18 protein-coding genes are annotated in these 21,744 nt (G+C 60.8%); 6 read left to right on the top strand and 12 right to left on the bottom strand.

The window, feature by feature from the left end:
- Nucleotides 1–145 precede the first annotated feature (145 nt).
- The 3 genes from holA to leuS form a co-directional block, all read right to left on the bottom strand.
- On the bottom strand, nt 146–1,183 hold the full coding sequence (gene holA, locus B0D71_RS21580; RefSeq protein ID WP_103396540.1) for a DNA polymerase III subunit delta: 1,038 nt from the start codon (nt 1,181–1,183) through the stop codon (nt 146–148).
- Between the two features lie 39 nt (nt 1,184–1,222).
- Nucleotides 1,223–1,828 carry an LPS-assembly lipoprotein LptE gene (locus tag B0D71_RS21575; RefSeq protein ID WP_103396596.1) on the bottom strand — a complete coding sequence of 202 codons (606 nt, stop codon included), beginning with the start codon at nt 1,826–1,828 and terminating at the stop codon, nt 1,223–1,225.
- 87 nt (nt 1,829–1,915) lie between these two features.
- Nucleotides 1,916–4,522 (bottom strand): leucine--tRNA ligase, encoded by a 2,607-nt coding sequence (leuS, locus tag B0D71_RS21570; protein ID WP_103396539.1) that lies wholly within the window; start codon nt 4,520–4,522, stop codon nt 1,916–1,918.
- Nucleotides 4,523–4,803: 281 nt separating this feature from the next.
- Between leuS and B0D71_RS21565 the strand changes: the two genes are divergently transcribed.
- Nucleotides 4,804–5,124, top strand: a complete 321-nt coding sequence (locus tag B0D71_RS21565) for a hypothetical protein (RefSeq protein ID WP_103396538.1) — start codon at nt 4,804–4,806, stop codon at nt 5,122–5,124.
- Nucleotides 5,125–5,229: 105 nt separating this feature from the next.
- Nucleotides 5,230–5,991 (top strand): YdcF family protein, encoded by a 762-nt coding sequence (locus tag B0D71_RS21560; protein ID WP_103396537.1) that lies wholly within the window; start codon nt 5,230–5,232, stop codon nt 5,989–5,991.
- Nucleotides 5,992–6,102: 111 nt separating this feature from the next.
- Here the strand turns inward: B0D71_RS21560 and lnt are convergent, their stop codons facing one another.
- From lnt to miaB, 5 genes are all read right to left on the bottom strand, one after another.
- The gene (gene lnt / locus B0D71_RS21555; protein WP_103396536.1) at nt 6,103–7,626 is read right to left on the bottom strand and encodes an apolipoprotein N-acyltransferase; all 1,524 of its coding nucleotides are present in this window, start codon (nt 7,624–7,626) and stop codon (nt 6,103–6,105) included.
- 8 nt (nt 7,627–7,634) lie between these two features.
- A complete protein-coding gene (locus B0D71_RS21550) occupies nt 7,635–8,474 on the bottom strand; it encodes an HlyC/CorC family transporter (protein ID WP_007975860.1) in 840 nt (279 codons plus the stop codon).
- 5 nt (nt 8,475–8,479) lie between these two features.
- The gene (gene ybeY / locus B0D71_RS21545) at nt 8,480–8,974 is read right to left on the bottom strand and encodes an rRNA maturation RNase YbeY (RefSeq protein WP_103396535.1); all 495 of its coding nucleotides are present in this window, start codon (nt 8,972–8,974) and stop codon (nt 8,480–8,482) included.
- A complete protein-coding gene (locus tag B0D71_RS21540; RefSeq protein WP_008022966.1) occupies nt 8,967–9,974 on the bottom strand; it encodes a PhoH family protein in 1,008 nt (335 codons plus the stop codon). The genes ybeY and B0D71_RS21540 overlap by 8 nt, the downstream gene beginning before the upstream one ends.
- A 229-nt stretch (nt 9,975–10,203) precedes the next feature.
- Nucleotides 10,204–11,532 (bottom strand): tRNA (N6-isopentenyl adenosine(37)-C2)-methylthiotransferase MiaB, encoded by a 1,329-nt coding sequence (gene miaB, locus B0D71_RS21535; protein ID WP_165798743.1) that lies wholly within the window; start codon nt 11,530–11,532, stop codon nt 10,204–10,206.
- Between the two features lie 133 nt (nt 11,533–11,665).
- On the opposite strand from miaB, the gene B0D71_RS21530 reads away from it, so the two are divergent.
- Nucleotides 11,666–11,995, top strand: a complete 330-nt coding sequence (locus tag B0D71_RS21530; RefSeq protein ID WP_003185742.1) for a DUF1820 family protein — start codon at nt 11,666–11,668, stop codon at nt 11,993–11,995.
- Between the two features lie 108 nt (nt 11,996–12,103).
- Here B0D71_RS21530 and B0D71_RS21525 read toward each other — a convergent pair whose 3' ends face one another.
- From B0D71_RS21525 to B0D71_RS21510, 4 genes are all read right to left on the bottom strand, one after another.
- Nucleotides 12,104–12,658 carry a tetratricopeptide repeat protein gene (locus B0D71_RS21525; protein WP_103396533.1) on the bottom strand — a complete coding sequence of 185 codons (555 nt, stop codon included), beginning with the start codon at nt 12,656–12,658 and terminating at the stop codon, nt 12,104–12,106.
- Nucleotides 12,659–12,883: 225 nt separating this feature from the next.
- Nucleotides 12,884–14,167: a glutamate-1-semialdehyde 2,1-aminomutase gene (hemL, locus tag B0D71_RS21520; protein ID WP_103396532.1), complete on the bottom strand. Its 1,284-nt coding sequence runs from the start codon at nt 14,165–14,167 to the stop codon at nt 12,884–12,886.
- 31 nt (nt 14,168–14,198) lie between these two features.
- Nucleotides 14,199–14,822, bottom strand: a complete 624-nt coding sequence (thiE, locus tag B0D71_RS21515; RefSeq protein ID WP_103396531.1) for a thiamine phosphate synthase — start codon at nt 14,820–14,822, stop codon at nt 14,199–14,201.
- A 31-nt stretch (nt 14,823–14,853) separates the two neighbouring features.
- Nucleotides 14,854–15,651 carry a hydroxymethylpyrimidine/phosphomethylpyrimidine kinase gene (locus tag B0D71_RS21510; RefSeq protein ID WP_008052407.1) on the bottom strand — a complete coding sequence of 266 codons (798 nt, stop codon included), beginning with the start codon at nt 15,649–15,651 and terminating at the stop codon, nt 14,854–14,856.
- Between the two features lie 395 nt (nt 15,652–16,046).
- Here B0D71_RS21510 and B0D71_RS21505 point away from each other — a divergent pair, with 395 nt between their 5' ends.
- From B0D71_RS21505 to amn, 3 genes are all read left to right on the top strand, one after another.
- On the top strand, nt 16,047–18,431 hold the full coding sequence (locus tag B0D71_RS21505) for a hybrid sensor histidine kinase/response regulator (protein ID WP_103396530.1): 2,385 nt from the start codon (nt 16,047–16,049) through the stop codon (nt 18,429–18,431).
- Between the two features lie 74 nt (nt 18,432–18,505).
- Nucleotides 18,506–20,155 (top strand): acyl-CoA dehydrogenase family protein, encoded by a 1,650-nt coding sequence (locus B0D71_RS21500; protein WP_103396529.1) that lies wholly within the window; start codon nt 18,506–18,508, stop codon nt 20,153–20,155.
- A gap of 85 nt (nt 20,156–20,240) precedes the next feature.
- A complete protein-coding gene (gene amn / locus B0D71_RS21495; protein ID WP_205886017.1) occupies nt 20,241–21,740 on the top strand; it encodes an AMP nucleosidase in 1,500 nt (499 codons plus the stop codon).
- The last annotated feature ends 4 nt before the right edge of the window (nt 21,741–21,744 follow it).

Below are 21,744 nucleotides of genomic sequence, written 5' to 3'. Positions count from 1 at the left end.
TTTCTGTGGCGAGGGGGGCTTGCCCCCGCTCGGCGGCGAAGCCGTCGTAAAATCGATATACGCGGTTTATCTGAAATGCCGTGTATATCGATTATGGGGGCGCTTCGCGCCCCAACGGGGGCAAGCCCCCTCGCCACAGAAAGCCTTACTCGGCAGGTAGCGACAATCTCTGCCCGGCCATCAACAACGTCAACCGGCTCAAACTCATCCATGGCGAACCCGCAGCCTGGCCCTTGATCTGCGCGTCGATGCGTTGCGCTTCCAGCAGCAGTTGCGCCCAGCGTTGTGCCGAGTAGCGTTGCAGGGCTTTGCTCATCAACGGTTTGCGTTTGTCCCAGATCGGGGGTTTGGCTTGGCTGAAGGCCTTGTCCAGCGGCGTCCCCTGACTGTATTGCAGCGAAATATTGGCCAGCAGGCGCAGCTCCCGGGCCAGGGCCCAGAGAATCACCGGCGGTTCGACGCCTTCGCCACGCAAGCCTTCGAGCATGCGCAGCGCGTGGGCCGCTTCACCGTTGAGTACCGCATCGGTCAGGCCAAACACGTCGAAGCGAGCACTGTCAGCCACCGCCGCCTGCACGGTTTCGACGGTGATCTGACCCCCTTCGGCCATCAGTTTGAGCTTTTCGATTTCCTGGGCGGCGGCCAGCAAATTGCCCTCGACCCGTGCAGCGATCAGTTCAACGGCGTCCTGGCTGGCGGAAAGACCGGCCTGGGACAGGCGCTGGCGGATCCAGCTGGGCAACTGGCCGACATCGACTGGCCAGATCTGCACGAACTGGGTTTGCGGCCCTTCGACCAGCGCCTTGCCCCACTTGGTTTTCTGCGCGCTGCCATCAAGTTTCGGCAAGCTGATCAGCAGCACGGTGTCTTCGGCCGGGCGCGAGCAGTATTCGATTAGCGCGGCGGCACCTTTGTCACCGGGTTTGCCGGAAGGCAGGCGCAACTCCAGCAGGCGCTTTTCAGCGAACAGCGACATGCTGGCACCGGCTTGCAGCAGCGTGCCCCAGTCGAAACTGGCGTCGGCGGCAAACACCTGGCGCTCATCAAATCCTTGCTGACGGGCGGCGGCGCGAACAGCGTCGGCTGCTTCCTGGCACAACAACGGATCATCGCCGCTGATGATGTAGACCGGCGCGAGGGCACCTTGCAGGTGTTTGGCGAGTTGGGCGGGGGCGAGCTTCATAAGAGAGGGCGAACGGGGCGCCTGGGCGCCCCGTAAGTCTTACTGCTGCGGCAGTTCGATAGGCGACTGACGCGGGGTTTCCGCTTCAGCCTTTTGTGCCGCTTCCAGTGCCGCGGCGTCAGCCTTGGCCTTGGCTTCGGCAGTCTGCTGCAACTGATCCAGTTGGGCCGGGCTCAGTTGTTCCAGGCGCAGCATCATGCGTTGAACCATCTCTCGGCGGCCTTCTTCCCGGGCCGTTGCAGCTTCCTGATCGGAGCCCACCAGGTTGTTGCCGTCGTGCATATAGATTTTCTGCACTTCAAGCTTGTCGCTCAACAGTGGCAGATCACCGCGACCACGGATGTCGTAGTTCAGCACGGTGGTGACCTGGTACTCGCCAGCACGACCGGCACCTGCGTAGCTGAGGATGCGCTGGCTTTCCTGTTCATTGGTCAGGATCAGCTTGTAAGGTGCACCGGTATAGACCTTGACGCCGCTGCCTTCCAGTACCTGACGCAGTTGGGTCACGGTTGGGCCGTAGGCGTTACGGGCGCTCAGGTCGAGTTCCTTGATCGCCAGTTCGTTGGTGCCGGTGCCACGCAGCTGGAAACCGCAGGCACTCAGCAGAACCGCGAGGCCCATCACCAGCAAATTGCGTTTGATCATCTTGTTGCTCCCCTTGAAACCATGTGGGCCGATCAAGCGGCCCGAAAGGTTTTATTCGGCGCCAGGCTCACCTGGCGCCTGATCCAATTAGCTGGCGACGATATTGACCAGTTTCCCGGGCACTACGATCACTTTACGAATGGTCAGACCGTCGACGAAACGCAGCACGTTTTCGTTGGCTCGGGCGGCTGCTTCGACTTCTTCGCGGCTGGCGCTGGCCGGCATTTCGATCTGGCCACGCAGCTTGCCGTTGACCTGGATGACGAGCGTCAGGTTGTCCTGCACCAGTGCGCTGTCGTCCTGCACCGGCCAAACGGCGTCGATCACAGGATCAGCGTGACCCAGTTGATTCCACAGTTCATGGCTGATGTGCGGCGTGATCGGAGCCAGCAGCAGAGTCACGGTTTCCAGGCCTTCGTGAACCAGTGCGCGATCCTGCTCGGTGCCTTGCGCGGCTTTTTCCAGCACGTTCATCAGCGTCATCACCTGGGCGATGGCGGTGTTGAATTTGTGGTTCTGGCCGACGTCCTGGCTGGCCTGCTTGATGGCCAGGTGGATCGAGCGGCGAACGGCTTTCTGCTCGTCGTTCAGGCTGGCTACGTCCAGTTTGCCCGGCAGGCCCTGAGTGACGTGCGCTTGCGCCAGACGCCAGACGCGCTTGAGGAAACGGTGTGAACCCTCTACGCCGGAGTCGGACCATTCCGCGCTCATGTCAGGTGGCGAGGCGAACATCATGAACAGGCGGCAGGTATCGGCGCCGAACTGATCAATCATCGATTGTGGGTCAACACCGTTGTTCTTCGACTTGGCCATCTTCTCGGTGCCACCGATTTCCACCGGCAGGCCGTCAGATTTCAATTTGGCGCTGATAACCTTGGCTTTGCCGTCACGCTCAAGCTCGACATCCGCCGGGTTGAACCAGGTGTAGGCGCCATTGGCTTCTCGACGGTAGTAAGTCTCGGCGATCACCATGCCCTGGGTCAGCAGGTTCTTGAACGGCTCGTTGGAGCTCACCAGGCCTTCGTCGCGCATCAGCTTGTGGAAGAAGCGCGCGTAGAGCAGGTGCAGGATCGCGTGTTCGATACCGCCGATGTACTGATCCACCGGCAGCCAGTGGTCGGCCGCCGATTTTTCTACCAGACCGCCTTCAAAGTGCGGAGAGGCGTAACGGGCGTAGTACCACGAGGACTCGACGAAGGTGTCCATGGTGTCGGTTTCACGCTTGGCAGGCGCACCGCATTTCGGGCAGCTGCACTCGTAGAACTCGGGCATGCGCGCCAGCGGCGAACCGGCACCATCGGGTACGACGTCTTCCGGCAGTACGACTGGCAGTTGATCTTCCGGTACCGGTACGTCACCGCAAGTGTTGCAGTGAATGATCGGGATCGGGCAGCCCCAGTAGCGTTGACGGCTGATGCCCCAGTCGCGCAGGCGGAACTGGGTACGCGAGGCGCCCAGTTCTTTCTTGATCAGCGCAACTTCGATGGCGTCGAAGGCGCCCGCGAAGTCGAGGCCATCGAACTCGCCGGAATTGATCAGCGTACCGTGCTCGCCGTAGGCGTCTTGCCATGGCGCCGGATTGCTATCGCCGGAGCTGGTGCGCACGACCGATTTGACCGGCAGGTTGTACTTGTGGGCGAATTCGAAATCGCGCTCGTCGTGGGCCGGAACCGCCATCACCGCGCCGTCGCCGTAGTGCATCAGCACATAGTTGGCGACCCATACCGGCAGTTTTTCGCCGGTCAGCGGGTGCTCGACGAACAGGCCGGTCGGGAGGCCTTTTTTCTCCTGGGTGGCGACGTCGGCTTCGGCCACGCTGCCGCCCTTGCATTCAGCGATGAACGCTTGCAGCTCGGGGTTGTTTTGCGCCGCCAGAGTAGCCAGGTGGTGCTCGGCAGCGACCGCGACGTAGGTCGCGCCCATCAGGGTGTCCGGACGGGTGGTGAAGACTTTCAGCGCACCGGCTTCGCCGATGGAATCGACGTTGTACGGGAACTGCACTTCCATGCCGCGGGATTTACCGATCCAGTTGCGCTGCATGGTCTTGACCTGTTCAGGCCAGCCAGTCAGTTCGTCGAGGCTCTCCAGCAACTCATCCGCGTAGGCGGTGATCTTGAAGTAGTACATCGGGATTTCGCGCTTTTCGATCAGCGCGCCGGAACGCCAGCCACGGCCGTCGATCACTTGCTCGTTGGCCAGAACGGTCTGGTCGACCGGGTCCCAGTTCACGGTGCCGCTTTTTTTGTAGATCACACCTTTTTCGAACAGGCGGGTGAACAGCCATTGTTCCCAGCGGTAGTAATCGGGCTTGCAGGTGGTCACTTCGCGCGACCAGTCCACCGCCAGGCCCAGGCTGCGCAGCTGGGATTTCATGTAGGCGATGTTTTCGTAGGTCCACTTGGCGGGCGCTACGTTGTTCTTCATCGCGGCGTTTTCCGCCGGCATGCCGAAGGCGTCCCAACCCATGGGTTGCAGAACGTTCTTGCCTTGCATGCGCTGGTAGCGGGAGATCACGTCGCCGATGGTGTAGTTGCGCACGTGCCCCATGTGTAGCTTGCCGCTGGGGTAAGGGAACATCGACAGGCAGTAGTAAGTCTCCTTGCCTGGCTGTTCACTGACTTCAAAGGACTTTTGCTCGTCCCAGAACGACTGGGCGGCGGCTTCGATTTCACGGGGCTGATATTGTTCGTGCATGGCTACTTTTGAACTGAATAGGGGTGGCCTAATCCTCTTCAATGCAACGCTGGACGCGGATCACGCCACATTGGCGTTTTCGATGCCCAGCCGAGCTGGAAGTGGAGTTACAGGAAGCGCCGTAGCATACATGACCGCGCTCTACCGAGGGAAACCCTGATTACTGCCGCACGTCCTGCAAAAACCGCTGCGAGGGCCGTTGGTCGCGGCGTTCAGCCGGTTTGTTCATGGAAGCTAAGCTCTAACTGGGGAGTAGGTCTTATCTTCCAATGAGGTGAGGGATGGTTGAGTCACAGCAAAAAGCTACAAAACCGGAGCTGTACGAAAGGCTGATCGATCGTTTGGCCTTGGCCCTGGACGCGGCAAAAACCGCTAGCCGGTTGCGCGACGAACGCCCTCTGGAGCTGGAACTGCGCGGCCTGAGCCCCGCAGAGTTTGCACTGGTCAAGGCGTATCTGGATCGCAGTGAACGTGAGACACACGGATGCTTGTCTGAGGCGGTAAAGCAACTCGACGCACCACGTTCGGCCAAGATCATCTGGCTCAAGGACAAGGTTCCCGGCAGAGACGCGGTAAAGGTCCGGTCTTTGCAGTTCAAATAGGGCAACAGAGCCATGCTCCATACATTTTTGAAGCATAGCCCTTCCGTATTGATTGTCGCATCACGCCAACCCACTTAGGCTTCGGGCATCTCCGGGAGATGCTCGATGCCATTTCGCTACTTCGTAAAACAACTTCTTTTGCCACCCGGCATTCTATTGCTGCTGCTTTTGCTTGCCTGGTGGTTGCGTCGTTCAAGGCCAAGACTTGCCGGTGCGTGCTTTGCGCTGGGCCTGGGTGGCTTCTGGCTGATGAGCCTGCCAGTGGTGGTGCAGTGGAGTGCCGGTCTGCTTGAGCGGGAGCCACCGTTGGTACGCGATGAATGGGCAGTCCTGGGGCAGCGCGCAGACGCCATTGTTGTCCTCGGCTCCGGACGCGAGCGCGGTGATCGGGCCTGGGGGGCCGACCAGCCCACGGGTGTCGGTCTGGAACGCCAGCGCTATGCCGCGCGGCTGGCCAAGGCTTCCGGCCTGCCAGTACTGACCAGCGGCGGCTTGCATTACGGTTCGCCACCCAGCGAGGCGCAGATGATGGCGGACTCCTTGCGTGACGATTTTGGCGTGACCGTGCGCTGGCAAGAGGGGCGTAGCCGCACGACCTGGGAAAATGCGCAGTTCAGCGCTGAGGTGTTGCTGCCACAGGGCATCAAGCGTGTGGTGCTCGTGACTCAGGCCTGGCATATGTCACGAGCGGTCTGGAGTTTCCGCAAGGCCGGCTTTGAGGTGGTTCCGGCGCCGGTAGGGTTTTTGAGTGGCGACAACGCGCGGCCACTGGGTGGCTGGATGCCGGAGTTCAAGGCGATCTGGCAGAACGGGCAATTGATGAACGAGGCGGTGGGGCAGGTCGGCTATTCGTTGTTTTACCGATAACCGATTGGTTATCCACGCCCTGTAGGAGCTGGCTTGCCAGCGAAAGCGATGTCACGGCGACCATAGCTTTCGCCGGCAAGCCGGCTCCTACAGGTTTGATGCGGTGTCAGTTCAGACGGTTTTAGCCATCCGGCTTGCAATCAGCGCCCAGCCAAACAACAACACGCAGAGAATGAGCAATGGCCACGAACGCCATTGCAGGTACGGCGTCAGGTTGTGCATTGGCACCACTTCGCCATACAGGATGCCGCGTTCGAACTGCGGGATCTGATCGGTAATCTGACCGAACGGGTTGATCAGGCCGGATACGCCGTTGTTGGTGGCGCGGATCATCCAGCGTCCAGCTTCCAGCGCGCGCATCTGCGCCATCTGCAGGTGTTGCAGCGGCCCGATTGAGGTGCCGAACCAGGTGTCGTTGCTGATGGTCAGCAGCAGGTCGCTGCGGGCGGCAAGGCTGGCGGCGAACTCCGGATAAACCACTTCATAGCAAATGAACGGAGCGATCTGATAGCCCTTGGCTTGCAGTAACGGCTGGTCAGCCGGGCCGCGAGCGAAGTCCGACATTGGCAGGTCGAAGAAGGCGATCAGCCCGCGCAACATGTCCTGCAAGGGGACATATTCACCAAATGGCACCAGTTTTTGCTTCAGATAGGTGCCGTCGCCCTCACCGGTAACGGTGATGCCATTGAAGAAACGCTTCTCATGGCGCACCTCCATGCGGACCGGGACACCGGTAATCAAAGCCGATTTACGTTCGGCCGCGAAGTTGCCCATCATGCTCAGATAGCCCTCGGCGGACTCCTTGAGCACCGGGATCGCCGTTTCCGGCCAGATAAGTAGATCGACGCGCTTGGAGCTGAAGCTCATGTCACGGTACAGCGCCAGCTGCGAATTGAGCTGCGCCGGGTCCCACTTCATGCTTTGTTCGATGTTGCCCTGAATGGCGGCAACGCTCAGTGCCGGGCCCGACGGGCTGGTCCAGGCGTGGTGCTTGAGCGCCATGCCGACCAACCATGGGCCGACCAGCAGCAATACGCCGGCAGCGATAAAGCCTTTGCGCCCCGTGCGAACCAGGCGCAAGCCGTTGTAGATCAACGCCGCTGTCAGGGCCAGGGTGAAGGAAATCAGCCACATTCCGCCGAGGGGGGCGAGTCCGGCCAGCGGGCCATCGAGCTGGCTGTAACCGGAGTACAGCCACGGGAAACCTGTCAGGAACCAGCCACGGAATGCTTCCTGGCCGACCCACAGCGCCGCGAAGGCGAGAGCATCGGCCAGCGGCGCTTCATTGCGGCGCAGCCAGCGCGCCCATATCCACGCAGGCAGGGCAAAGAACCAGGCAATCGCCGCCGTGAAGAGCAGCATCAGGAAACCGGCCAGCAGTACTGATGCGCCGCCGAAGTGGTGAATGCTGTAGTAGATCCAGCTGGTACCGGCACCGAACAGGCCGAACCCGAAACACCAGCCACGACCCAGCGCCTGGCGTGGGCTCAGCTCACGCAAACCGGCATAGAACAGGCCGACGGCGAGCAGTGCCAGTGGCCAGATATCGAACGGCGCCAGGGCCAGGGTGGTGATTGCACCGGCCGCCACGGCCAGCAGGTTACCGGGCCAGCCGGGGCGGGTTGTCCAGCGCATTTCAATCCTTAGCGAGCAATGGGCGTCAGGCGAAGCAAGTGAATCCGACGGCTGTCGGCGTTCAGGATGCGGAAACGGTATGGGCCGATTTCAGTGATTTCATTGCGTTTTGGCAAATGCCCGAACGCGCTCATCACCAGGCCGCCAACGGTGTCGAACTCGTCGTCGGAGAATTCGCTGTCGAAGAACTCGTTGAAGTTCTCGATCGGTGTCAGAGCCTTGATCAGGAAATCACCGCTTGGCAACGGTTTGATATAGCTGTCTTCTTCGACGTCGTGTTCGTCTTCGATGTCGCCGACGATCTGTTCCAGCACGTCTTCGATGGTCACCAGACCTGCCACGCCGCCGTACTCGTCGATGACGATGGCCATGTGGTTGTGGTTGGCGCGGAACTCGCGCAGCAGCACGTTAAGGCGCTTGGATTCCGGTACGAAGGTGGCCGGACGCAGCAGGTCCTTGATGTTGAAGCTGTCGCCGTTCTCCTTGAGGATCAACGGCAGCAAGTCCTTGGCCAGCAGCACGCCCATCACGTCATCGTGGCTTTCGCCGATTACCGGGTAGCGGGAGTGGGCCGAGTCGACCACGGCAGGCAGGAACTCGCGAGGTGTCTGGTTCGCCTTGATGCTGACCATTTGCGAGCGCGGGACCATGATGTCCCGGACCTGCAAGTCAGCCACCTGGATGGCGCCTTCGACGATGGCCAGCGCTTCGCTGTCCAACAGTTTGTTCTGGTGTGCATCGCGCAGCAGCTCCAGCAGCTCCTGACGGTTTTTCGGCTCGTGGGCAAAAGCCTGGGTGAGCTTACCCAGCCATGACTTCTGCCCATTGCTCGATCGATCTTCGCTCATAGCGATTACTCTGAATCCTTTGTTGTTTTGGTAGGGGATAAATCGGTTTCGTCGTCCGCGTACGGATCGGGAAAGCCCAGTTCTGCAAGCAACGTTCGTTCCAGTGCTTCCATCTCTTCGGCTTCGTCGTCATCAATATGGTCGTAACCGAGCAGATGCAAGCAGCCGTGAATCACCAGGTGTGCCCAATGGGCCTTGAGTGCCTTGCCCTGTTCAGCGGCTTCGCGCTCGACCACGGCCACGCAGATCACCAGATCGCCCAGCAGCGGTATGTCGAGGAACTCATCCGGCACATCGGCCGGGAATGACAAGACGTTAGTTGCGTAATCCTTTTGCCGCCAGGTGTGGTTCAGCTCGCGTCCTTCGGCTTCGTCGACCAGGCGAATGGTCATCTCCGAATCGGCGGTGCGCTGGCGCAAAGCCAGTTCGCACCACTGGCGGAACTCGGCTTCGCTGGGGGCGGGGGCTTGGGTGGCGATTTGCAGGTCAAGCTCAAGCATCGCGGCGGCTATCCTTGGCGGCTGCATCGTCGGCCGCTTTGGTTTCGAAGCGCTCGTAGGCTTCAACGATGCGCTGCACCAACGGATGGCGTACGACGTCCTTGGGCTGGAAGTGGGTGAAGCTGATACCCGGTACATCCTTGAGCACTTCAATCACATGGTGCAGGCCGGACTTGGTGCCGCGTGGCAGGTCAACCTGGGTGATGTCCCCGGTGATGACGGCCGTGGAGCCGAAGCCAATCCGGGTCAGGAACATCTTCATCTGCTCGACCGTGGTGTTCTGGCTTTCGTCGAGAATGATGAAGCTGTTGTTCAGCGTCCGGCCGCGCATGTAGGCCAGTGGCGCGACTTCGATCACCTGGCGCTCGATCAGCTTGGCGACGTATTCGAAGCCGAGCATCTCGTAGAGTGCGTCGTAGAGCGGGCGCAGATACGGGTCGATCTTTTGCGAGAGGTCGCCGGGCAGGAAGCCGAGTTTTTCACCCGCTTCGACCGCCGGACGCACCAGCAGGATGCGGCGGATCTGCTCGCGCTCCAGCGCATCCACCGCGCAAGCCACGGCCAGATAGGTCTTGCCGGTACCGGCCGGGCCGATGCCGAAGTTGATGTCGTTACCGAGGATTTCCTTGACGTAACGCAGCTGATTCAAGCCGCGGGGGCGAATCATGCCTTTCTTGGTGCGCAGGGCCACGGACGGTTCGGCGGGGGAGTGGTTGTCCAGCTGCTCGACGGCCGATTCCTGCAGGAACAGGTGCACCATGTCCGGCGACAGCTCGGTACCCTTGGTTTCCCGGTACAGGCGGCGCAGGAGGTTTTCCGCGGAGGTGGTGTGTTTGGGTTCGCCGATCAGCTCGAACTGATTGCCGCGATTGCGGATCTCGATGGTCAGGCGCTGTTCGATCAAGCGCAAATGCTCGTCGAATTGCCCGCACAGATTGGCGAAGCGGCGAGCTTCAAAAGGCTCGAGAATAAAACGATGTGGTTCTATGGGTGCGTTCAAGGTCGTATTTAGCCGCCCTGGGGCAATTGAGATGAAATCAAGGATAACGCCAGTGGCGTGGGTGGGAAAGCTCTTAAATAAGATGCAGAAATTTGGCACTTAAACTGTGGCGAGGGGGCTTGCCCCCGTTCGACTGCGAAGCAGTCGCAAAATACCAGGACCGCTTCGCGATCCAACGGGGGCAAGCCCCCTCGCCACAAAAGCCCGCTCCCACAAGGGGGGTACGGGGTTACTGGATCAGCGAACCCCGCAGCGAGTGCGGCTGCGCGGCATCGATGTGCACATCCGCGAACTGGCCGATCAGGGTCGGATTGTCGCAGCGGAAGTTGACGATACGGTTATTCTCGGTCCGGCCTTGCAGTTCGCCCGGGTCTTTTTTCGAGTAATCGGTCACCAGGATCCGCTGGATCGAGCCGACCATTTGTCGGCTGATCTCGAAACCTTGCTGGTTCAGGCGATGCTGCAGGGCATTCAGGCGCTCTTTTTTCAGCTCTTCCGGTGTGTCATCGGCCAGGTCGGCGGCCGGAGTGCCCGGACGCTGGCTGTAGACGAACGAGTAGGAGAAGTCGAAGCCGACGTCGGCAATCAGCTTCATGGTCTGCTCGAAGTCTTTCTCGGTCTCGCCCGGGAAGCCGACGATGAAGTCCGAGCTGATGCAGATCCCTGGCACGGCGGCGCGCAGCTTGCGCAGTTTGGATTTGTATTCCAGCGCTGTGTGATTGCGCTTCATTGCGGCGAGAATGCGGTCCGAGCCAGACTGCACCGGCAAGTGCAGGTGCTTGACCAGCTCCGGCACGTCGGCGTGGGCCTGGATCAGGCTGTCCGAAAACTCCAGCGGATGCGACGTGGTGTAGCGGATGCGGTCGATGCCGTCGACCGCGGCGACCACGCGAATCAGCTCGGCCAGGTCGGCCAGGCGCCCGTCATGGGTCAGGCCGCGATAGCCGTTGACGTTCTGCCCCAGCAGCGTCACTTCGCGCACGCCGTGTTCGGCCAGGTGCATGATCTCGGCAATCACGTCGTCGAACGGGCGGCTGACTTCTTCGCCGCGGGTGTAGGGCACCACGCAAAACGTGCAGTACTTGCTGCAACCTTCCATGACCGACACGTAAGCGCTCGGGCCATCGATGCGGGGCTCGGGCAAATGGTCGAATTTTTCGATTTCCGGGAACGAGACGTCGACTTGCGGCAGCTTGCTGATGCGCGCGGCGTCGATCATTTCCGGCAGGCGGTGCAGGGTTTGCGGGCCGAAGACTACGTCGACGTACGGCGCACGATCGCGAATGGCCGCGCCTTCCTGACTGGCCACGCAGCCACCGACGGCGATCACCATGTCCGGGTTGGCCAGCTTCAGTTCGCGCCAGCGGCCGAGTTGGGAGTAGACGCGGTCCTGGGCACGCTCGCGGATCGAGCAGGTGTTGAGCAGGATCACGTCGGCGTCTTCAGCGCGTGCGGTGACTTCCAGGGCCTGATGTTCGCCCAGCAGATCGACCATGCGCGAGCTGTCGTACTCGTTCATCTGGCAACCGTGGGTTTCGATGTAAAGCTTCTTGGCCATGGAAAGAGTCATCACGTGATTCAAAGAACCGCGCATTATAGGGAACATGTCCCGTGGTTCCTACCATTGCGCGTCCGACGGCTGTGCTATAGTTTGCGCCCTCATTTTTACCCCGATGTGTTACCCGCCCACCATGACCAAACGTGAAGCTCCAATCTACAAGGTGATTTTCCTCAACCAGGGCCAGGTGTTCGAAATGTACGCCAAGCAGATCTATCAAAGTGATCTGTGGGGCTTTCTGGAAGTGGAAGAGTTCGTCTTTGGCGAGCGCACGCAAGTGGTCGTCGATCCGAGCGAAGAAAAGCTCAAGGCTCAGTTCGAAGGCGTGGTGCGCAGTTTTGTGCCGATGCATTCGATCGTGCGTATCGATGAAGTCGAGCGTCTGGGCACACCGAAAATCAGCGAAGCCCGCGGCGCGGTCGGCAATGTAATGCCGTTTCCGATGCCAATGCCTGAGAAGTAAGGTTCAGACCTAGTTGATCCTATCGCTGGCAAGCCAGTTCCTACAGGTCCGCGTAGATTTGTAGGAGCTGGCTTGCCAGCGATGGCGGCATCAGCCACGAAGCAAGCATCAGGGCAATGGCGCGAACGGCGTACGCCCATCGGCGCTTTGCAATTCCATCAGGTATTTACGGAAAATTTGCCCGAGCACCTGGGTGGCGACTTCGAGTTCTTCGCGGGGCATTTTTTCGGTGACTTCGTCAGCGGTGTCCAGTGCATCTTCGGCGCCGTTGACCGCCGCCATCTTCAGCAGGATATACGCCTGAACGTTATTGGCCGGCACGCCTTCGCCGTGGAAGAACATGGTGCCTAACTTGAATTGTGCCTGGGCGTGGCCTTGCAGCGAGGCCTTTTCGAAGTAGCTCAGGGCTTGATTGAGGTCGCGCGGCGCGTTTTTGCCTTCGTAGTAGAACTCACCCAACTCGTATTGCGCTTGTGCATCCCCTTCATCCGACGCTTTCTGGCAGGCGGCGAGCGCTTGTTCCAGGTCTTGCGGCTGGGTATTGAGGGTGCAGCGACCCATCGCTGGGATCAACAACGAGTTGCCGCCTGCTTGTGCGTGCGCGAGCAGGGGCTGAAGAAGCAACAGGCAGCCCAGTGCAAGGGTGCGGCCGGTGCGGTTCATGGGAATCGACTTACCTCTGAAGGGCGCGCGGACCCATCGAGGGGATCCAATAAGCGCGCATTATGAAATAAGCAGGGCCAACCTTACAAAGTCTTTACTCGTTTTTCTGCTGCGCGGGAAATATATCACCGGTTTTGCGGAGGATTTTTGCTGAAACTGTAGGAATACAGGCGGGCGTGTAGGTGAAAGCTGACGCCGGCAATGGCCAACGTCAGCGCTACAGCGTTATTTCAAGGCAGCGAAGGCGCGCTCGGCGGCGTCCAGGGTCAGTTTCAGTTCGGTTTCGCCATGAGCGATCGAAGTGAAACCGGCTTCGAAAGCGCTCGGTGCCAGGTACACGCCGCCTTCCAGCATCAGGTGGAAGAAGCGACCGAACAGGGCAGCGTCGCTGGCCATGACGTCATCGAAGGTGACGATGTCGTCGGCACCGCTGAAGTACAGGCCGAACATGCCACCGGCCTGGGTGGTCACGAACGGAATGCCGGCCGCATCGGCGCGCTGTTGCAGGCCGTCGAGCAGGCGGGTCGTGTAGTCGGTCAGTTCGGCGTGGAAGCCCGGGCGGCTGATCAGGCGCAGGGTGGTCAGGCCGGCGGCCATCGCCAGCGGATTACCCGACAGTGTGCCAGCCTGGTAGACGGGGCCCAGCGGAGCGATACGCTGCATGATTTCACGCTTGCCGCCGAAGCAGCCGACCGGCATGCCGCCACCGATGATCTTGCCGAAGGTGGTCAGGTCCGGCGTCACGCCGTAGTACGCCTGGGCTCCGCCGAGGGCGACACGGAAACCGGTCATCACTTCGTCGAAAATCAGCACTACGCCGTGCTTGTCGCACAGGGTCCGCAGGCCTTCGAGGAAACCCGGTGCCGGTGGCACGCAGTTCATGTTGCCGGCCACTGGCTCGACGATGATGCAGGCGACGTCCTGGCCGACTTCGGCGAGCATGGCTTCAACGGCATCGATGTCGTTGAAGGGCAGGGTCAGGGTGTGTTTGGCGAATGCGGCCGGCACGCCGGCCGAGCTCGGCACGCCTTGGGTCAGTGCGCCGGAACCGGCCTTGACCAGCAGGCTGTCGGAGTGACCGTGGTAACAGCCTTCGAACTTGATGATGCTGTCGCGGCCGGTGAAACCACGGGCCAGGCGGATGGCGCTCATGGTCGCCTCGGTGCCGGAGCTGACCATGCGCACCATTTCCATCGACGGCACGAGCGAGCAGACCAGGTCGGCCATCTGCGTTTCCATCTCGGTCGGGGCGCCGTAGGACAGGCCGTGTTCAAGCTGCTTGCGCACGGCGTCCAGCACGTCCGGGTGGCTGTGGCCGAGGATCATCGGGCCCCAGGAACCGACGTAATCCACATAACGCTTGTCGTCTTCGTCGGTGACGTAGGCGCCTTCGGCGTGCTTGAAGAACAACGGCGTGCCGCCGACGCTCTTGAACGCGCGAACCGGCGAGTTCACGCCACCGGGAATGTGTTTCTGGGCATTGGCAAACAGCGTTTCGGAACGAGACATGATCGGGCTCTCAAATCAGATTTTAAGCGACTTAAATAGAAAACAATTCGTTGAAGGCGCGGGCACGACGGGTCACTTCGGCCGTACTCTCAGCGCCAAACAGGCCATGCACCACTGCCAGCAGATCGACGCCGTGGGCCACCAGCGGGGCGGCGTTGTCCAGGGTGATGCCGCCGATTGCGCAGATCGGCAAGTGCAACTGCTTGCGGGCCTGATCGAGCAGTTCGAGGCTGCAGGTCGGTGCGCCGGGCTTGGTGTTCGAATTGAAGAAACGACCGAAGGCGACGTAGCTGGCGCCTTCTTTGGCAGCCTGTTCGGCCAGTTCGAGCTGCGCGTGGCAGGTTGAACCGATGATCGCCTGACGCCCCAGCAGTGCACGGGCCGGAGTCAGCGGGCCGTCGGTCTGGCCCAGGTGCACGCCCACGTTCAGGCGTGCCGCCAACTCGGCGTCGTCGTTGATGATCAACTGCGTCTTGTAGCGTTCGCACAGCTCGCGCAAGGCTTCGGCCTCACGCAAGCGGCGGGCGTCGTCACTGCTCTTGTCACGGTATTGCAGCAAGGTGACGCCGCCTTCCAGCGCCGCCTCCACGTACTTGAGCAACTTGCCGTCCAGCAAATGGCTGTCGGTAATGGCGTACAGGCCACGTAGTTTCATCGGACAAGCCTCACCGCATTACAAATAGAAGTTACGAACAGAAATCCAGTGGCAAACGGCGCGGCACAAACTGGCCTTTGCCCAACTGCTCGGCATCGCGCAGGGTGCGCCACGTGTAGTTAAGCGCGGTCTGTACGGCACTGGCGAGGTTTTCGCCCTGGGCCAGACGACCGGCCAGCGCGCTGGCCAGGGTGCAACCGGAACCGTGATAACTGCCGGGCAAGCGCTGGCAGGTATAGGTTTCGCGCAGGCCGTCGCGGCTGTACAGGCGATTGTGGATTTCGGTTTCGTCGCCATGGCCACCGGTGATCAGCAGGTGTTTGACGAACGGCAGGAGTTTTTCAGCGCACTCGTCCGCGGTGCCTTCAGGCAGTTCGGCGAGGATCCGGGCTTCGGGAAGGTTGGGGGTCGCAATGATCGACAGAGGCAGCAGGCGTTCGCGCATGGCGTAGCCGACTTCGTCCTTGCCCAGGCGTCCGCCGCCGCCAGCGCGCAGTACCGGGTCGCAGACCACTGGCAAATGCGGGTGCGCCGAAAGCAGTTCGACAACGGTGTCGACCATTTCCAGGGAACCGAGCATGCCCAGTTTGACCGCAGCGACTTCGGAGTCGTTGAGCACGGCATTGGCCTGGGCCAGTACCCACTCACGGTCGAGGACGCGGAAGTCCGTGACATTGACGGTGTCTTGCACGGTCAGGGCAGTGACGGCTGGAGCCGCATGGCAACCCTGAGCGAGCAGGGCTTCGATATCTGCCTGCAAGCCGGCGCCACCACTTGGGTCGTGGCCGGAGAGACAGAGGACAACGGGGCGAGAGCTGTAGATATTCATGGTGCGCGAGCTTACCACCAAACCTGTTTTTCGGGTGTTGTAGTGGTGCGGTTGGTCGATACATTGTGGCGAGGGGGCTTGCCCCCGTTGGGTCGCGAAGCGGCCCCCAATAACCTGCCTGGTTCATCGAGTCGGTTGGTTTTACGACTGCTTCGCAGCCGAACGGGGGCAAGCCCCCTCGCCACAGTGACTTGTCAACCACAGAGTACCTTCTGTTTATTGCTCTGAAACGCCCGTCCTAGAGCCTTTTCGTGAAATATTTCAATGGTGTTTAATGGCCATCAACGGCTATGCTAGAGTGGATCCAAACCAATAACAGGTGATACCGGTTTACGTCTGCTCAAAAGGAATGGGGGGCTTCCTGACAGAACCGGACAGGCCACGCTGGGGCTTCAATGCGCTATTTGTTGATGTTGCTGTTGTGTTTGCCCCTCCTGGCAAACGCCGTCGAGTTCGATGAGTTCACTCAAAGCCTCCCCTTGGGCCGAACCCTGCAGGTCTACGAGGATGCAGGTGGTCAGGCGACCATCGCGGATATCCGTGCGCAAGCGGCGGCCGGCAACTTCAAACCGCACCATAAAGACACGCTCAACGCCGGGTACTCGCGTTCGGTGTTCTGGCTGAAAATCGACCTGCATTACCGACCGGGCAACCCTGCGGCGCAACGAACCTGGTTGCTGGAGCTGGCCTATCCGCCCCTCGATCATCTCGATCTCTATTTGCCCGATGCGGCCGGCAACTATCAGTTGGTCAGGCAGACTGGCGATGCCTTGCCGTTCGCCAGCCGCGAGATTCGTCAGAACAACTATTTGTTCGACCTGACGTTCAAACCTGACCAGGCCGAAACTGTATTCCTGCGCTTGCAAAGCGAAGGCTCGATCCAGGCACCGGTCACCTTGTGGTCAAGCACCGCCTACCTCGAAGCGCAGCCCGTACGCCTCTACGTACTGGGGCTGATTTACGGCGTGCTGTTGGGGATGCTGGTCTACAACCTGTTCATCTACCTCAGCGTGCGTGACACCAGTTACCTCTATTACATCTTCTATATCGCCTCGTTCGGCTTGTATCAGCTGTCGGTAAACGGTGCGGCCGTGCAGTATTTCTGGCCGGACAATCCCTGGTGGGCCAACGCCGCGACGCCGTTTTTCATCGGCTGTGCGGGGTTGTTCGGCAGTCAGTTCGCCCGCAGTTTTCTGCAAATGGCTACCCACAGTCGCTGGCTCGACCGCTTGTTGCTGGCGCTGGTTGCCTTCGGTGCGTTGGTGGTCGGCCTGTCGTTGATGACCAGTTACGCCCTGGCCTTGCGCCTGGCCACGGCCCTGGCGCTGACGTTCACCGTGGTGATTTTTGCCGCCGGGATCTTTGCCTGGCTGCGGGGCCTGCGGGTGGCGCGGTATTTCATCATTGCCTGGTCGGCGTTCTTGCTCGGCGGCATCGTCAATACGCTGATGGTACTGGGCTACCTGCCGAACGTGTTCCTGACCATGTATTCCAGTCAGATCGGCTCGGCCATCGAAGTGGCGTTGCTGTCCCTGGCGCTGGCCGACCGCATCAACGCCATGCGCGAGCAGCAGGCGCAAACCCTGTTCGACGCCAGCCAGAAACTTGAAGTGCTCAACCAGCAACTGGCTCGCAGTAACAAGCTCAAGGACGAATTCCTGGCCACCCTGACTCACGAACTGCGCACACCCATGAACGGTGTGATTGGTTCGCTTGAGCTGATGCAGACGGTCGAAATGGACGCGGAGCTTGAACAGTATCAGCAGACGGCTTCGGGGTCGGCGCGGGACATGATGCGCATGGTCAACGGCATCCTGACCCTCACCGAATTGCAGGCCGGCAAGCTCAAGGCCTCGGCCGACACCTTCAGCTTGCGCGGCATGGTCGAGGCGTTGCACACGCAGTTCGAGGGCAATGCATCGAGCAAGTCGCTGGACTTCAAGGTCGACATCGCATCGGGTGTGCCGGATCGTTTGCAGGGTGACAACGTCAAGATCGCGCAATGCCTGGAATGTCTGCTGGATAACGCGATCAAGTTCACCAAGGTCGGCGGCCTGGCCTTGCGGGTGACCGGCAAGACCATCGAGCCCGATCGGCTGGCTTTGACCTTCGCGGTGATCGACACCGGCATCGGCTTCACCGATTTGGGGGAGGCCACGATGTATCAGCGGTTCTTCCAGCTCGATAGCTCGATGACTCGTGAATACGGTGGCCTGGGCGTTGGCCTGGCGATTTGCCGACAGTTGGTCGAATTGCTCGGCGGACGCCTGACGCATCGCTCCGAGCCAGGACGTGGCAGCCGGTTTCAGCTGGATGTGGAAGTCGGGCTGCCGGTGGCCGAACGTCCGGTGACGCCATTGATGACCAGGGATTTTCCGCGCCTGCGCTTGCCTCAGGATTGTGCCGTGCTGTTGGTCGATGGCAACAGCATCAGCCAGTTGGTGATGCGCGGCATGTTGCTCAAGCTGGGTTTCCGCGTGCGCACGGCTGACAGCGCCGATGTCGCGCTCGATCTCTTGCAACGTGAAGTGTTTGACGCGGTGCTGGTCGATTGTCAGTTGCCGCTACAGGACGGTGAGTCGCTGTGCTGCCGGATTCGTGCGTTGCCGGGCTATGCCGAGCTGCCGTTGTTCATGATCGCCCTGAGCGGTGACCGAGAACGCTGCCCGACCGGCGCGCTGATTGATAACTTGAGCAAACCGGTGAAATTCGAAGACTTGCAGGCCGCGCTCTACCGCCGTGTGCTCTGCCCGCAACAGGGCGAAAGCGCCGACAGTTAGGCGTATATGACACTTTGTTCGACCGAGGGGCGGTGCTTAACTGAAATCCCTTGGCCGACCAAAGGAGCCCCGTCATGAACCTGCATCAGTTCGCCGAAACCCACGAAGTCACCAACCAGCCACCGTCACTGGACGGCGCCAACCTGTACCGCATCGACTTGCCGTTGCAGGAGTGGTCGCGGCGCTTCGGGGCCGGTTGGGCCGAATCGCGGATCGACGCCTACGGCGCGCTGGCCGGTGGCCCGTTGATGGAAGCCGGGTTCCTGGCCAATCAGAACAAGCCGGTGTTCAACAGCCATGACCGCTTTGGTCATCGTATCGATCTGGTGGAATTTCATCCGGCTTATCACCAATTGATGCGCACGGCGGTCGAGCATGGCTTGACCTCGCTGCCCTGGGCGCACCCGCAGGATGGCGCCCATGTGGCCCGCGCTTCGATGACGTATCTGCATAGCCAGGCCGAAGCCGGCAGTGGCTGTCCGTTGACCATGACCTTCGCCAGCGTTCCGGCCATGCGCCTGCAACCGAACCTGGCGGAAAAATGGCTGCCGAAAATCCTCGCCACCGAATACGACTCGCGCAACGTCGGCATGGCCCACAAGGCCGGGGTCACCATCGGCATGGCCATGACCGAGAAGCAGGGCGGCACCGATGTGCGGGCCAATACCTCCAAGGCCTATCCGGTCGGTGCCAGCGGCCCGGGCCAGGCCTATGAGCTGGTGGGGCACAAATGGTTTTGTTCGGCACCGATGTGCGACGCCTTCCTGACACTGGCACAGACCGACAAGGGGCTGACCTGTTTCCTGTTGCCGCGCCACCGCCCGGACGACACACGCAACCAGTTCTATATCCAGCGCCTGAAGAACAAGCTCGGCAATTGCTCCAACGCTTCCAGCGAGGTGGAGTTCCGGGGCGCACTGGCGTGGATGATCGGTGAAGAGGGACGTGGCGTTCCGACGATCATCGAGATGGTCGCCATGACTCGCTTCGATTGCATGGTCGGTTCCAGTTCGCTGATGCGTCAGGCGCTGACTCAGGCCAGCCATCACTGTGCTCACCGTTCGGTGGGCGGCAAGCTGCTCAGCGAACAGCCGCTGATGCAGAACGTGCTGGCGGATCTGGCGCTGGAAAGCGAAGCAGCACTGGCCTTGAGCCTGCGCATGGGCCGAGCGCTGGATCATCTGGACGATTCGCAGGAAGCCAAATTCGCCCGTCTGGTGACAGCGGTGGGCAAGTACTGGATCTGCAAGCGGGCGCCGGCCATGATCAACGAAGCGGCCGAATGCATGGGCGGCGCGGGTTATGTCGAGGAAAGCATCCTGCCGCGGCTTTACCGCGAGGCGCCGGTGAATTCGACGTGGGAAGGTTCTGGCAACGTGCAATGCCTCGACGTGCTGCGTGCCCTGTCTAAAGAGCCGGGCGTGCTTGATGCGCTGTTCAGCGAGTTAGGCGATGGTCATGGCGACAAGCGTCTGGCAGCACACATCCATCAAATACAGGCGGCGTTCAAGGACACCAGTGACATTCAGTATCGCGCCCGCCAACTGACTGAAGACATTGCCCTAGGGCTGCAGGCCAAGTTGTTGCTGGAGGCGGGGAATTCGGTGGTCAGTGATGCCTTCATCGCCAGTCGTCTGGAGGACGGTGGCCGAGTGTACGGCGCATTGCCGCGTGGTCTGGATGTAGAAGCCATTGTCGCCCGGTCGACTCCTCAAGGCTTCTGATCACGATTGACCCAGCACCGCTCCCACAATTGTTCTCTGTACACAGTCAATGCCACTGTTCCCGTGACGCGACGATGCAGGCAAGATGAAGGTCTGCAAGTCAGAACACAGGATGCTGATCGTGACCGAAGCTTTTATTGTCGTTCAAACCGCCGAGCAAGCCGTGGATCGGCTTGCACTCTTGCACAATCGTGCAACCACCGCGCTGAGTCAGGCGCTCAAGCGCTACCTCAAGGACCGCGTCGAGCCTGATGCCGAGCAACGGGCATTGTTCCGTTATCCCGAACTGCGCCTGACCTACCTTTGCCACGGCGAAGTTCCGCAGACCACCCGTGCCTATGCCAAGGTCCAGTTGCCGGGCACCTACAGCGTCACCGTCACCCATCCATCGGCTTTTCGTAAATACCTGCTGGAGCAGCTAGTTCCGCTGATGCACGACTTCACCGTGACCGTGGAAGTCGGTGTCAGCGAGCAGAACATTCCGTATCCGTATGTGGTCGAGCAGGGCGATGAACTGGCCGGTTCCGGCGTCACCGCTGCCGTGCTGGCGCGGGTGTTCCCGAGTACTGACCTGTCGGCCGCGACCGATGGCATTGCCGACGGTCTGTACGATTGGGAAAACACCGATCCGCTGCCCCTGGCACTGTTCGATGCCGCGCGGGTGGATTTCTCCCTGCGCCGACTGGTGCATTACACCGGCAGCGACTGGCGTCATGTGCAGCCGTGGATCCTGCTGACCAACTACCACCGCTACGTCGACCAGTTCATCGTCCACGGCCTGGAGCAATTGCGCAGCGATCCGCGTTTTGTGCGCATGGTGCTGCCGGGCAACGTGATCATCGACAAGAGCATGGATCACGGCGAAGCCTCGGCGATTGCCGCCGGGGTGGTCTGGCACCGCTACCAGATGCCGGCCTATCACCTGATCGCCAGCGACGGCCACGGCGTGACGTTGGTCAACATCGGCGTCGGCCCGTCCAACGCCAAGAACATCACTGACCACCTGGCCGTGCTGCGCCCGCATTGCTGGCTGATGATCGGTCACTGCGGTGGCTTGCGTCAGTCGCAGACGATCGGCGATTACGTGCTGGCCCACGCCTACATGCGTCGCGACGGCATTCTCGACCGGGTGGTGCCGCCGAACATCCCGATTCCGGCCTTGGCCGAAGTGCAGATGGCCTTGCAGCAAGCGGCGGCAAACATCACCGGCGAGAAGGGCGACGAGCTGAAGAAACGCCTGCGCACCGGCACTGTGCTGACCTACGACGACCGTAACTGGGAATTGCGCTGGGCCCAGGAACGGCCGCTGATCAACCTGTCTCGCGCCGTGGCAGTGGACATGGAAAGCGGCACCATCGCAGCGCAAGGTTATCGTTTGCGGGTGCCGTACGGCACGTTGCTGTGCGTCTCGGACAAACCGCTGCACAGCGAAATCAAGTTGCCGGGTTCGGCCAACGCCTTCTATGAACGCGCGGTCAGCCAGCATTTGAAGATCGGTATCGAGGCGGTGGATCTGTTGCGCACCGAGCTCAACTCGCTGCACTCGCGCAAACTGCGTAGCTTCGACGAGCCGCCGTTCCGCTGATTGT

This window comes from Pseudomonas laurylsulfativorans, from assembly GCF_002906155.1.
Classification (GTDB): Bacteria; Pseudomonadota; Gammaproteobacteria; order Pseudomonadales; family Pseudomonadaceae; genus Aquipseudomonas; species Aquipseudomonas laurylsulfativorans.
This window is presented reverse-complemented; position numbering and strand designations above follow the sequence as displayed.